The following is a 13,159-nucleotide window of genomic DNA, read 5'->3' as shown; positions in this document are numbered from 1 at the left end:
GCCTCTAAAAATAATAAGACTAAAACATGAATAAAAAAATATTTAAGTATGCTCGCAAGTTACATAAATGGCTCGGTTATTTGCTCACATTACAAATTTTAGCTTGGCTATTAGGCGGTTTAGTCATGAGCGCTATTCCTCTTGATAAAGTTCATGGGGAGCATCTTGCAACACGTACTCTTAATAACCCATTTACGCAGGCTGATTATGTTGCCTCCCTTAACGATATTGCATCTCAGGTGGTTAATCCAACACAAATAATTTTTGAGAACTTTTTAACCACACCTATAATTACAGTAATAAATAAAGATGAACAGCAAAGCTTTAACGGTATAACAGGCCGGCCTTTTGAGCCGCCAACTAAAATACAAATTACCGCAAATGCTAAAGCACACTTACTTATTGATGCTCAAGTGACAAGCGCTGTACTGCTAAAGCAAGGTATGCGAGAAGTTGGATATAAAACCAATGTTTGGCAGGTACAATTTGACGACACATTTAACACAACACTGTATTTGTCAGAAAATAACGGCAAAGTTATCACCGTTCGCAGCACACTATGGCGAATTTTCGACTTTTTTTGGATGTTACATATTATGGATTACGATGAGCGAGAGGATTTTAATAATCCGCTGCTTATTAGTTTTGCAGCAACCAGCGTACTTTTTTGCCTAAGTGGAATATTACTACTTATGCAAAACATACGACTAAAACGATTTATCCGAATTAAAAGTAAGAATAAATCAAAGTAGTCATATTGGTTTTTAAGAACTAGCGCACTCTCACCAAAGAGTAAATAAGCCCTAGGAAGTACCCAAGGGCAGATTTTATTCCAAGTGTTTAAATCGACTCAAATGTCGCTTTAACATTTCGTTTTCGAAAATCAACTCATCACGCTCATCCAGCAATTGTAAAACTAAAGCTATTGCCGACCAATCTAACGAAAAGTCATGTTGAATACGGGCCGCTTTTTTAACTAAGGTCACTGCAGATACCGTAAATTGCCACTGCGTAACATGCTTCCCCTCAATTGGAACCGCAATATTGTGCTCAACTAGCTCATATAAAATTGCTTCGCTAATATCACTACTCAAACATAGCTCTTTGCTAGTAAGTAAATCATCTTTTTGTGTCACGATAATTTGCATTATGGCTTGCTCCAGTTATTACGGGGATCAAAGTGAGCTTTTTCGGCTAATTCTTCCCAAAGTTTTTTACTGGTATCATCAACAGATGTTGGATTAACAATTTTAAGCACAGCAAATAAATCACCTTTGGCTTTTTTACTCATTAATCCCTTACCTTTAATACGCAAGCGTTGACCAGACTGACTATTAGATGGAATAGTTAATTGGATTTTGCCTGCCAACGTAGGTAAATTTATTTTTGTACCAAGAGCCGCTTCCCATGGTGCAAGAGGGACGACTATATTTAGGTTATGACCTTCAACATCAAATAATGGGTGGGGCACTAAACTAATTTGTAAGTACAAATCGCCATTTTGCCCGTTCGCTGACCCTAATCCGCCTTGCCCTTTTAGTCGAATTCGTTCGCCATTTACTGAACCTGCGGGAATTTTCACTTTAAGTGATTTTTTAATTTCAGAGACACGACCACTACTATCTCGCTGCGGTAACATAAACTCAACAGGCTTAACGGTATCAACTAAAGTCTCTTCAAGAAAAATCGGGAACTCTATTTCCACATCTTGTCCTTTTTGCGCGCGAGCGGCGTTACTTCTGCCCTGCCCGGAACGATTGAATCCACCGGCGCCGCCAAACATTGAATTAACAAAATCAGAAAACTCTTGATCGGTTTGAGGATCGCTTTGCTGATAATTACTTTGCGATGAAGCATTGTTACCACCATAATTACCTTGCTGTTGACGAGCACGATTTTGTTGATGACGACGTAACTCGTCGTATTTAGTGCGTTCTTCTTTGTTATGAATGACTTCGTAAGCTTCTGCTACTTCTTTAAACTTATCTTCTGCTTGAGGCTCTTTGCTTACATCTGGGTGATATTTTCTGGCTAACTTTTTATAAGCTACTTTAACCGCTTTATCGTCTGCATCAGGCGATATTCCAAGCACTGCATAATAATCAACAAATTTCATTTGCAATCCAAATCCCCATATTGAGTAAGCTTTAAGCATACTCCTTAACGTATAATCTTGTGTGGTTAAAATACGATAAATAGTAAGAAATAAATGAATAGTGAAAATAACTTTGAATAAAAAATTAATCGGACACTTTTTAGTAATATAAGTGCAGGCCTTAAGTTAACTTTATCTTTTATCTTCAAGGCTTTAAACTGCCTGTTCCTGTAGTTCACATTTGTGATGGATATGACTCGATTTATTCTGGCCTTACTGGCTTGTTGTGTGTGTTTTTCGGTATCTGCCGAACAATTTACCCGTTTTTCAACGGCTAAAAGACATTTAATTAAAACCCTCCCTGACAACGCCAAAAGTATTTACTGCGGTTGTGATATTAAAAAAGAAGGCAAAAAACTCATTCCTGATCCTTCTAACTGTGGTTACATTCCTCGAAATACACTTACCCGCTCAGGCAAAGTAAATGTGCGAGCACTACGCATTGAGTGGGAACATATTGTTCCGGCGTGGGAATTTGGTCATCAGCTACAATGTTGGCAAGATGGCGGACGTAAAAACTGCCGTAAAGTAAGTGCTAAATTTAGAAAAATGGAAGCTGATATAAATAACTTAGCGCCAGCTATTGGCGAAATTAATGCCGATCGCTCTAATTATCGTTTTGGCATGCTTAGCGAAAACGCCACACAGTATGGTCGCTGCGAAGTAAAAGTAAACTTTAAGCAACGTGTAGTTGAACCGCCTGTCTATGCACGTAAACGTATAGCCGACACTTACGCTTACATGCAGAAAACATACGGTTTAAAAATCTCTGATAAACAGCAAAAGTTATTTAATGCGTGGAAAAAGCAAGCATTTGCAGATACAAGTAGTGCGAGCAAGCTCTAAGCTTTAACACTCATTTACATAAATCAAAGTTATAAATGTTGAATAAACGAGCGAGTGTTGTAATATTTTAAACAACTTATTTACAGAAAGTCCTTAACTATGTTTAAAAATAATAAAACCTCGCTTGCCATTTTTGCAGCACTTTCGGGCTTTGCTTTAACGGGTTGCGGAGGCGGTATCGACTCTGCTCCTGTAGTTACAACACCTGTTAGTAGCAGCCCAACATGGACAGCGGCGGTATTTGAGCCCTCTAACGATTTAAAAAACTTTTGCGAAACCCCTCGTACGGGTAACGATCCCTTTAATAACAACAACCCCTACCCAGATCAAGCGGGTTCTGCCCTTTATGAAAAGCTCTGGCTTCGCTCTTGGAGCGACGAAACCTACCTTTGGTATGATGAGATTGCCGATAACGACCCTGAAAGCTTTACAACAGTAGCCGATTACTTCGCTCAATTAAAAACAGAGCAGCTTACCGACTCAGGGGCAAAAAAAGATAACTTTCATTTTTCAGAACCTACTGAAGATTACTTTCAAGAAGCGCAATCGGGCGTTACTTCTGGTTACGGTATAAATTGGGCATTTATTGGCGATACAGCCGACCGTATTTTACGCGTCGCTTATCTTGAAGATGATTCACCTGCAAGCCAAATAGGCTTTCAACGTGGTGATACTGTACTTTCAGTTGACGGTGTTAGCATTAATACCAATACAGAGTCGGGTGTAGATACGCTTAACGAAGGTTTATTTAGTCCTACTAACGGCGACTCACATACTATTGTTGTACGCAGTAACGATGGCGCCGAAAAAACATTTAATGTAACCGCTGGTAATATTGAACAAACACCTGTTCAAAATGTTAAAACGATTACAACCGCAAATGGTTCAAGCGTGGGTTACATGCAATTTAATAGCCATATAAGCATTGCCCAAGAAGGACTTATTGATGCGGTAAATAAGTTTAAAACCGATGGTATTGATGAGCTTGTAATCGACTTTAGATATAACGGTGGTGGTTTATTAGCACTGTCGGCACAATTAGCTTATATGGTTGCCGGTAATGCCAACGTTAACAACCGCTTTTATTATCAAACTCAACAAAACGATAAACAACCTGTTGATTCGCCCTTCCCATTTATTGATGAGGAAATAGATTACTCTACTTTTTTTAGCACAGGTGAAAACCTACCTGATTTAAACCTATCAAAGGTTTATGTATTAAGCACATCAGGCACCTGTTCGGCATCAGAAGCTTTTATTAATGGTTTAAAAGGTATAGACGCAGAAGTTATTTTAATTGGCGACACAACCTGCGGTAAGCCCTATGGCTTTACCCCAACTCATAACTGCGCAACAACCTATTACACTATTCAGTTTAGTGGCGTAAATAGCAAAGGATTTGGCGAATACGCTGCGGGTTTTACACCAACCCCTACTCCACAATTTGATGCTGATGTTCAAGGTTGTGAAATTGAGGACGACTTTGATCATCAGTTAGGCGACAGTGACGAGGCCGTTTTAGCCACCGCATTATTTCATGTTGAAAATGGCAGTTGTCCAGTTAGAACGGCTGCTGCAAAAGCAGAACCAGCTAATTTTTCAAGCTCTCGTGAATCTCTCATTCCTTTAAATATGCCGGTACAATTTACCCAGCGTAATATGGACTTAACTTGGCCAACGCTGGGTGAGGAAAGGTAATGGCTAAATTATTACTCCCATTAGCCACCTTGCTCGCTTTAGGCGGATGCCAAAGTGTAGATAGTGAGCCTGCTAAACCCGCTATATTAACGAGCGTTAATCCCAGCGTTATTACAACACTACAACAGGCAATTCAACAAGCTAAGGGAGGCACATTAGTAACACTTGCCGATTCGGTATTTACTAAACGTAGCGAACTGCTAATTGATCATGCAATGAGTAAAGGGTCTGATGGCAGAGTAATTATGGGCGCGCATAATATAAAATCTGAGAAGTTTATTTTGCAACTACGTAATAACCAATGCGAGCTTTACTATCCTAAAAAAGAGCTTACTACAGTACTTGAAGGTGTTACCTGTAAAGAGTTATAAGGCACTTTATTAATGTTTATAAATTAATAAAAAAGGCGCGCAGCATATCGCTGCGCGCCTTTTTCTATTTTAAAGCGTTATTACAAGTCTTGATGCGGACCAAACACTTCATAATGAATCTGCTCGTTTTTAACACCTAATTCAAGTAACTGGTTTTTTATAAATGCCATAAAACCGGCAGGACCACATAAGTAAAAGTCACCATTACTCAATGGTAGCTGTGCTTGTACTGCGTTTAGGTTCATTAACCCAGTAAAGTCAGCGCCCTCTGTCGCTTGGTTAAACCACGTCATTGTTTGTAAGCGGTTATAAACTGCATTTAACTCATTTAAATATTTTGAAAACGAATGCTGCTGAGTATTTTCGCAGGCATGTAAATACATAATCTCTTGATTAGAGTTGTCACTTAATAACGTTTCAAGCATAGCCAGCATTGGCGTTTGCCCAACACCTGCTGAAATGAGTACCGCTGGACTTGTATTATTACGTAAAAAGAAGTCTCCTGCCGGCGGGTATAGCTCAACAATAGTGCCTTGCTCTAATGAGTGTAAATGATTAGACACCATACCAGGCTTTGGCTGTAGCTCTTTTTTAACACTAATACGGTAGTTTTTAGCGTTACTTTTTTGTGAAATAGAATACTGGCGAATTTCTTCATATTCAGCGCCCTCTGGCTTAACTTTAATACCTAAATACTGCCCTGGTTTATGTGTAATAACAGCTTCGCCATCAACTGGCGTAAGTGTAAAACTCGTTACTAGTTCTGATTCAGCCTGTTTGTTGGTTATTTCAAATTGGCGAGTTCCCGCCCAACCACCGTGTTTATTTTTACTGTGCTCATACAAAGCAGCTTCTTCGGTTATACAAATATCAGCAAGTACGCCGTAAGCTTCGCGCCAAGCGTATTCAACATCGGGAGTAAATTGCTCAGGAAGAAGCTCTTTAAGCGTACCAATTAAGTGTGCACCTACAATAGGGTAATGCTCAGGTAAAATATTCAAGCTTGTATGCTTATGATTAATACGTGTTAGCGCTTCTTTTAATACGGCTAAATTATCAATATTTTGTGCATACGCAGCCAATGCATTAAAAAGTGCAAATTGCTGACGACCTGTATCTTGATTCGCCATATTAAAAATATTTTTAAGCTCAGGATTATGGCTAAATAAACGCTTATAAAAATGATCGGTAACAACCGTACCCGCCTGCGCTAATAACGGAACTGTGCTTTTTACAATCTCAATGGTTTTATCAGATAACATATGTGTTTCCTATGGATGAACTAACCACGACGCCCATCAACACGACGCCGCGTTAATATAGGTGTGCAGTGAATTAAAAATAATGAAAAAGCCACTAACCACAGCAAAGCACTTATTTGCCAAGCAAGGTGAGGCCCAATAATAAAAGGGAGTAATGAACGAGTAATAGCGGCCACAAGCAAAAACGCAAAAGCAACAGCCATGTAATGAGGAATAGCGAGTGTACGCCCTGTATGACCATGTGATACACGCGTCATCATTGCTAAAATCATCATACCTATTATGCCAATAGTGATTAAGTGCAGCGCATCTTTAAATTGTATTGCACTGCTATAAAAGCTAAATGCAACCATCATTAACCCTACGCCTAACGCTAAGTAGGAAAAATGTAAAGACCATAACAACGGCACTCTCAATACCTTGCTATCCCACCAAAAACCAGCCCTGACCAGGTGAAGCGCAGCAACAGTTGCAACAACTAACGCAGGATTAATCGTGTTCAAAAACAACTTGTTGATGAAAAATAAAGTGATAGCCAAAATAGATAAATACATCACCGCTTTATCTATTTTAGGAGTGCGAACTTGTGCGGTTAAACCTAGACCTTTAGCGGTAAAAAATGGTAGAACGCGACCCGCAACAATGCCAACTAGTAAAGTAATTACCAGTACTGCGGTATCAACCACACCAAGTGCAAGCTGCATGTTTTGTTTTAAAACAAGTATTAAATACAATACATTGAGCCCACAAAGCACAGCTAAAATAGCTAAAAACGGATAGTTACTTTTGCTATTGGCTTTTAATAACATATTAGCCAGTACTGCTATGGCGCCTAGCCACCAAATAACTTGTAATGTAAGTGCAGCATATAAATTAAAATGAGCAATATCAGGCAATATCACAAAAAAGGCTAAGCGCGCTGCAAGCCATATAAACGTAAGCCACATAAGGGCTTTCCCACTTATGCTCGGTACGCCTGTCCATGTTTGTGCAGCGGTAAGTAAAAAGCCAACAGCTACAACTCCTGCAAAGCCAAACAGCATTTCGTGCGCGTGCCATAATGTCGCAGGTATCGATGAGTGCCAACTTGCATGGCCTGTTAAAATAAGTAGCCAATACCCCACCGACAAAAATGCCAATAAGCCACCGCCTAAAAAGAAAGGTCTAAAAGCGAGCATCCATAATGGCCATTGAGATACTTTATGAATAGCAACGCGTGCTGGCATTGGCTCAATTAAGTTTATAGGGCGCATTATCGTACCTCCTGCCCTAAACCATGTTGTGCAACACAGCGCAGTACGTAACTTACTTTTAAAATAGCAGCAATAACAATAGTCCCAATATGAGCTGATACTTGCACCGCCATGGAAAAGTACTCAGCAAACGGGTAGCTAATTAAAATACTTGCCGTAATACACACTAAACTCACAGCTAATGCAGTATTGGCAGCAAATAATACTGTTTCGTATAGTGAACTAAACTGTGTTTGATTATTTAAATTATTCAGCATTAGTGTGTTCATGGCGATCTCTGTAACTAACTACGTTACTTAGCTATTACACATACTGTGCCAACAAATTTAATTAATTAAATTCAATATGTTAAATTAAACCACTTTACAGTATGAGTCTTTATGACCTACTATAAATTAACTCATAAAAACTCGAATAGGTCATTTTGACATGAATCAGCAATTCAACCTTACACAAGTTGCTCTAGAGCTTGCTCAAAGTACACTACACGAGCATAGCTTTGATCAATTACTAGCAACGGTTGAGCGGGTGATTCCTAGTGATGCAAGTGCGTTATTAGTGCTTCAGGGCGAGCAATTAAAACCACTGGCAATTAAAGGGTTAATGTCCGACAGCCTTGGCAGACGATTTAAAATAGTAGAACACCCTCGCCTAGAAGCTATTTGCAAAAGCACACTCGCGCTGCAATTTGCGCACGACTGCCCACTACCCGATCCATACGACGGATTGCTATTAGCTAAAACCGGCGACATACCGGTACATGCATGTTTAGGCTTACCTCTTTATGATAAAAACGCGCTACTTGGCGTACTTACGTTTGATAGCCTTAACGCCAATGCATTTAACAGCATAAGCGCTGATACACTCAATACCTTACAAACGCTGTGTAGTGCGCATTTTAAAACAGCTTTAGAGCTTGCCCATTACAAACAGCATGCACAGCACTCAAGTGCATTAGTGCAAGAACTAAATCGTGAAGCGTTAACACGGGACGGCGGTGAAATTATTGGTCAAAGTCCGCTAATGCAAACACTTAAAAACGAAATTAAACTCGTTGCAGCATCTAACTTTAGCGTGCTTATATTAGGTGAAACAGGGGTAGGGAAAGAACTTGTTGCGCGTAATATTCACTTAAATTCAGCTCGCAAAGATCAACCGCTTATTCACTTAAATTGTGCATCGCTTCCCGAAAACCTCGCCGAAAGTGAATTTTTTGGTCATGCGAAAGGGGCTTTTACAGGCGCACAAAACTCGCGCCAAGGTAAATTTCAATTAGCTGATGGCGGCACGTTATTTTTAGATGAAATTGGCGAACTACCCCTTGCCATGCAAAGTAAACTATTACGAGTGCTACAAAGTGGCGAAATACAAACGGTAGGAGAAGACACGCCAAAGTACGTAGATGTACGCGTCGTTGCCGCAACCAACAGAAATTTAAAAGAAGAAGTAGCTCAAGGTCGCTTTAGAGCCGATTTATACCATCGCCTCAGTGTCTACCCTATTACTGTGCCACCACTTAGTAAACGCGAGCACGACATAACACTCTTAGCTGGTTATTTTATTGAGCAAACAGCCCGTAAATTAGGGATAAAACAATTAAAACTAAGCCCTGAAGCACAAGTACTGCTTAATCAGTACAACTGGCCAGGTAACGTTCGCGAGCTTGAACATGTCATTAGCCGCAGCGCCCTAAAAGCAAAACAAAGCCAATGGCAAAATCCAATAATAACCATTACAAGCGAGCACTGTGATTTAACCCCGAGTGCGCCGCAAAACTCTCTAGTAGCAAGCCAAATTACAACCAACACCTTAATCAACCAACCTTTAAAGCAAGCTGTAGAATCGTTGCAATACAACGTAATTACTGAGCAATTAAAGAAGCATAACTACAACTGGTCAGCAGCAGCAAGAGTACTTGAATTAGATAGAGCTAACTTAGTACGCTTGGCCAAACGCCTAGGGATAGAAGTAAAAAAAACACTATAATCATTTAAAACACAGCTAAAATGCTGCTAAAACTATTGATTAGCAGCTAACTTACTAAAATGTGTTTTTAACAACCCTGCAAAAGCTTGTACTTTAGCAGTGCGATGCACTAAGTGATGCGTGACTAACCATACATCGGTAGGCCAGCTTAACTCACTGTGTAATATAGGTACTAAATCAGAATATTGCGCCGCTACGTCATGCTGTAATCCGCCAATGCCTAGCCCTTTAATTATTGCACGAGTCGCTTCTGCGGTTTCAGATACTCGCAGCTTAATTTGCGATGCAGGAATATGTTCATCAGCCCATGCAAAATAAGGCACGCGGGCATTAAAACCCGCCACACCCGATACAAAATTATGTTGTTGTAAATCACTTAATAATTTAGGCATGCCGTACTTATTAATGTAACGTTTATTCGCGTATAAACCCGATGATAACTGCGCTAAATGCTGAGCAATATAATCGCCCTCATCAGGTCTTGGGCCTGCACGAACTGCAATATGTGCTTGTCCGTGATCGAGCCTTAACCTTTTTTGTTCTAAAATAACTTCTAACTGCACTTGCGGATGTAATACCTGAAATTGCTCACATACATCACCAAGTACATCCATAAAGCCACTTACCGTCGTTAGCAATAAACTCCCTCTAAGGGTGCTATCGGCTGCTGCTATATCGTTATGTAACTGCTCTAAGGAGCTATGGATAGTTTGTGCTGTTGCAAATAACTTGGTGCCAATTTCAGTAACCTTGTAACCACGAGCATGGCGATGAAAAAGGCGTGCATTTAAGTTTTTTTCAAGATTATTAATTCGCCTAAGTACTGTGCTGTGGTGCACATTAAGCTCTTCTGCTGCCGCCGTTAACGTGCCTAATCGTGCTACTTCAAACGCTACTTTAACGTCTTGCCAATCTTCAAATTTTATCGCCATTCTGCTTACCTTATACTTATGTGCATTTACGCACACAAGTGTTGCGTTTATTGGGGTTTTCTACAAGCAAAATTTTGCTACATTAGCGTTGTAAGTTTAAACACTAAAAGGTCACTAGCATGTCAGCACCAAAAATTATCGCCCTAGCAGGAAGTCTTCGACAAGAAAGCTTTAATCAAAAAATTATTAATGAGGCAGCACGTTTTGCTCTACAAACAGGTGCTGAAGTAGAAGTAATAAAACTAAACGAATTAAACATCCCACTATTTAACGAAGATATTGAAGCGCAAGGTACACCAAGCGATGTACAGCTTTTAAAAGACAAACTACGTGCAGCTGACGGTATTTTACTAGCAAGCCCAGAGTACAACGGATCTATAACTGCAGCACTTAAAAATGCGATTGATTGGGCATCGCGCACGGAACAAGGTGCTGTTCCTGCTTTTCGCAATAAAGTAGTGGCGCTGTTTTCAGCATCACCAGGTGGACTTGGTGGGTTACGCGGTTTAAATCATGTACGTGATATACTAAGTGGTATTGGATCGTTAGTGCTTGCCGATCAACTTGCAGTACCCGCTGTACACACATTGTTTGATGAAAATGGGCAAATTAATGAACCTGTTACTGCAGAGCGAGTATCGGCGCTTGCTCATCAGTTAGTAAGCGTTGCAAGTAAGTTAAGGTAACTTGCACGCCTAAATAACTAATTACTTTGTCGCCGCGAGTTTTGCGGCGATAAAATCGGTATGCGTTACATATAAAAGCCCTGCTACTTTACGTATTACGTAGTCTTCTTGGGGATCTATTTCTCCATCGGCATACGCTAAGCGCCATAATAACTCTATTATTTCAATTCGCTGCGCCGCGCTGCAATGCTCATTAATCTGTTTTGAAAACTGAAAGTAATCTATCGAATCATCTAAGCTGCTTGCCGCGTTATTAGTAAGCTCATTAACCTCAATATCTGTTAAATTAAAATACTTTTTTAAGGTTACAGTCAGGGTTCGTTGTTCATCATGTTCAAGCTTGGTATCTGCACGCATAACTTCAATTAATAATGCAGCAACAGCTGTTTTTAAATCGTGCTCTTGCATACTTGGCTGCTGTTCATCGAATACAGCAAAAAGTTGTTTTATTTGTTTGAACATCACACTTTCCCTTTTTGGGTGTTAGACTAATACGTAAAGAAATTGACCTTATTACTCTTATTAATGGGTATAAAGTTCGCAAATTAAAGGATATATTTTATGAAAGGAATAAACGCACCACGCTTATTTATAGGCGCTACACTGGTGGCCCTTTCAAGTGCAAATACTGCACTTGCTGAAAAAGCCGAAACAGAGAAGCTCTACGACTTTGACAACAAAGTGCATTACTACCAAACCAAAATTGGCGAAGACAACTATAAAATAGAAATCCAGTCAGACGATTACAAACACTTTACCAATCAAAGTGTATTTTTATTACGCCATGCGGACCGTCTATGCCGCGGCAATACCTTTATGTTGAAAATACTTGAAGGCGTGCAAGAGTACGAGCGCTTTCCAACAAAACCACGTGCTTACCAACCAGATTTAAGTGTTTTACTACAATGCGAAACTAAAGAAGATACAAACAAGGGTAAGTAGCCTTAGTCTTTATAACCCCAAGGTGCTGATGGTGGAGTAATCGGTTTAGTTAAATCAAAATCCACCTTAAACTCACGTCCTTGGCGAATTAATCGATAAGTAAATACTTCTGGGTAAATATACATTTGCCATGTATTACCTACAGACTGTGCAATGCCTTGTTTTACAAATAACTCTTTAGAGTATTGGTCTGCTGGAAACGACTGCATTTGCGCGAACCCTGCATCAAGCGTATGGCCACCATACATAGTTGATGCGTCGTCTGTTCCATCTTTATGACGATGATCGTGCTTTAAACTCAAGCCACTACCCGTTTTAGTTATGATCCACGTACGTGATGCATCGTCTCCTACATGAAACGGCACTTGTAACTCAGTCTCGCTACATTTACGTACATGCATAACCAGCTTTTTATCTGTAAATGAGCTTGGCCCTTTCGCGTTATCTACCGCTACTTCACCTTCAAAAGCTTTACCGCAATGCGCTGCAATACTATTAAAAAAGGCATCATGAGTAGGAATAGACACTAGCGGTGCAGGGCGTGCAAAAGCTGTCGATGAAGCAACTATTAAAGTTGCTGCAGTTAATAATTTCATATGTTTCTCGTTATAGTTATTTTAAAACACCTGTAATAGTACAGTTTTCTTAAGTACTTTATTAGAAGTATCTATATAAAATTTAGAACAAGACAACTAGGTAAAACTACTAAATAGCGATTAACGACTAAATATCTCAGCCTTCATTAACAATCCTACTTTTATAAATATTAATTACACACCTCAACTAGCCATTGGCCAATCACTCAATCACCATGGGTGATGACTGCTTAATAGGCCCGAACGTTCAGCTTTTAGCTGTGTCACATGCTACTAATCCAGCAGAAAGGCTTAATAAGGAAAACTTTGCAGCACCTATCGTGTTAGGCAATAACGTATGGGTTGGCGCAGGTGTAATTATTTTAGCGGGTGTGAGTATTGGTGAAAATAGTATTGTGGGTGCGGGTGCTGTGGTTACTAAAAATGTAATGC

General features: G+C 39.8%; 15 protein-coding genes and 1 pseudogene. 8 read left to right on the top strand and 8 right to left on the bottom strand.

Translation table 11 applies throughout. From position 1 onward, the window contains the following. Positions 1-26 precede the first annotated feature (26 nt). Complete coding sequence (locus AAEY68_RS17545; RefSeq protein ID WP_024594301.1) at positions 27-752, top strand: membrane protein; 726 nt, start codon at positions 27-29, stop codon at positions 750-752. A gap of 75 nt (positions 753-827) precedes the next feature. On the opposite strand, the gene AAEY68_RS17540 is transcribed toward AAEY68_RS17545, so the two are convergent. Next, positions 828-1,148, bottom strand: a complete 321-nt coding sequence (locus tag AAEY68_RS17540) for a chaperone modulator CbpM (RefSeq protein WP_007584937.1) — start codon at positions 1,146-1,148, stop codon at positions 828-830. After that, a complete protein-coding gene (locus tag AAEY68_RS17535) occupies positions 1,148-2,116 on the bottom strand; it encodes a DnaJ C-terminal domain-containing protein (protein WP_024594302.1) in 969 nt (322 codons plus the stop codon). Before AAEY68_RS17535 ends, AAEY68_RS17540 begins: the two co-directional genes overlap by 1 nt. Before the next feature lie 231 nt (positions 2,117-2,347). Here AAEY68_RS17535 and AAEY68_RS17530 point away from each other — a divergent pair, with 231 nt between their 5' ends. From AAEY68_RS17530 to AAEY68_RS17520, 3 genes are all read left to right on the top strand, one after another. Continuing rightward, positions 2,348-3,001: an endonuclease gene (locus AAEY68_RS17530; RefSeq protein WP_029751433.1), complete on the top strand. Its 654-nt coding sequence runs from the start codon at positions 2,348-2,350 to the stop codon at positions 2,999-3,001. A 99-nt stretch (positions 3,002-3,100) separates the two neighbouring features. After that, positions 3,101-4,699: a S41 family peptidase gene (locus AAEY68_RS17525; protein WP_350586573.1), complete on the top strand. Its 1,599-nt coding sequence runs from the start codon at positions 3,101-3,103 to the stop codon at positions 4,697-4,699. Further along, positions 4,699-5,070, top strand: a complete 372-nt coding sequence (locus AAEY68_RS17520) for a hypothetical protein (protein ID WP_002959634.1) — start codon at positions 4,699-4,701, stop codon at positions 5,068-5,070. The genes AAEY68_RS17525 and AAEY68_RS17520 overlap by 1 nt, the downstream gene beginning before the upstream one ends. Positions 5,071-5,150: 80 nt before the next feature. On the opposite strand, the gene hmpA is transcribed toward AAEY68_RS17520, so the two are convergent. The 3 genes from hmpA to AAEY68_RS17505 are packed head-to-tail and all read right to left on the bottom strand — an operon-like array spanning position 5,151 to position 7,854. After that, the gene (gene hmpA, locus AAEY68_RS17515) at positions 5,151-6,332 is read right to left on the bottom strand and encodes an NO-inducible flavohemoprotein (protein ID WP_002959635.1); all 1,182 of its coding nucleotides are present in this window, start codon (positions 6,330-6,332) and stop codon (positions 5,151-5,153) included. Between the two features lie 20 nt (positions 6,333-6,352). Further along, positions 6,353-7,585 carry an NnrS family protein gene (locus AAEY68_RS17510; RefSeq protein WP_024594304.1) on the bottom strand — a complete coding sequence of 411 codons (1,233 nt, stop codon included), beginning with the start codon at positions 7,583-7,585 and terminating at the stop codon, positions 6,353-6,355. Next, positions 7,585-7,854, bottom strand: a complete 270-nt coding sequence (locus AAEY68_RS17505; RefSeq protein ID WP_007584928.1) for a hypothetical protein — start codon at positions 7,852-7,854, stop codon at positions 7,585-7,587. Before AAEY68_RS17505 ends, AAEY68_RS17510 begins: the two co-directional genes overlap by 1 nt. Before the next feature lie 160 nt (positions 7,855-8,014). On the opposite strand from AAEY68_RS17505, the gene norR reads away from it, so the two are divergent. After that, positions 8,015-9,571, top strand: coding sequence for a nitric oxide reductase transcriptional regulator NorR (gene norR / locus AAEY68_RS17500; RefSeq protein ID WP_024594305.1), 1,557 nt, complete (start codon positions 8,015-8,017; stop codon positions 9,569-9,571). 32 nt (positions 9,572-9,603) lie between these two features. Here norR and AAEY68_RS17495 read toward each other — a convergent pair whose 3' ends face one another. Then, a complete protein-coding gene (locus AAEY68_RS17495) occupies positions 9,604-10,503 on the bottom strand; it encodes a LysR family transcriptional regulator (protein WP_121955622.1) in 900 nt (299 codons plus the stop codon). 119 nt (positions 10,504-10,622) lie between these two features. Here AAEY68_RS17495 and AAEY68_RS17490 point away from each other — a divergent pair, with 119 nt between their 5' ends. After that, positions 10,623-11,189, top strand: a complete 567-nt coding sequence (locus tag AAEY68_RS17490; RefSeq protein WP_007584922.1) for an NADPH-dependent FMN reductase — start codon at positions 10,623-10,625, stop codon at positions 11,187-11,189. Between the two features lie 21 nt (positions 11,190-11,210). Here AAEY68_RS17490 and AAEY68_RS17485 read toward each other — a convergent pair whose 3' ends face one another. Then, the gene (locus AAEY68_RS17485) at positions 11,211-11,651 is read right to left on the bottom strand and encodes a tellurite resistance TerB family protein (RefSeq protein ID WP_007584919.1); all 441 of its coding nucleotides are present in this window, start codon (positions 11,649-11,651) and stop codon (positions 11,211-11,213) included. A gap of 99 nt (positions 11,652-11,750) precedes the next feature. Here AAEY68_RS17485 and AAEY68_RS17480 point away from each other — a divergent pair, with 99 nt between their 5' ends. Further along, complete coding sequence (locus AAEY68_RS17480; RefSeq protein ID WP_024591701.1) at positions 11,751-12,131, top strand: hypothetical protein; 381 nt, start codon at positions 11,751-11,753, stop codon at positions 12,129-12,131. Positions 12,132-12,133: 2 nt separating this feature from the next. On the opposite strand, the gene AAEY68_RS17475 is transcribed toward AAEY68_RS17480, so the two are convergent. Continuing rightward, a complete protein-coding gene (locus tag AAEY68_RS17475; RefSeq protein WP_024594307.1) occupies positions 12,134-12,727 on the bottom strand; it encodes a hypothetical protein in 594 nt (197 codons plus the stop codon). Between the two features lie 145 nt (positions 12,728-12,872). Between AAEY68_RS17475 and AAEY68_RS17470 the strand changes: the two are divergent. Next, positions 12,873-13,159 (top strand): annotated as a pseudogene (locus AAEY68_RS17470) (DapH/DapD/GlmU-related protein); the annotation flags it as partial.

The organism is Pseudoalteromonas sp. RB2-MNA-CIBAN-0110 (genome assembly GCF_040309305.1).
GTDB classification, from domain to species: domain Bacteria; phylum Pseudomonadota; class Gammaproteobacteria; order Enterobacterales; family Alteromonadaceae; genus Pseudoalteromonas; species Pseudoalteromonas arctica.
The sequence above is the reverse complement of the archived record's forward strand: the minus strand, read 5'-3'. Positions and strand labels throughout refer to the sequence as shown.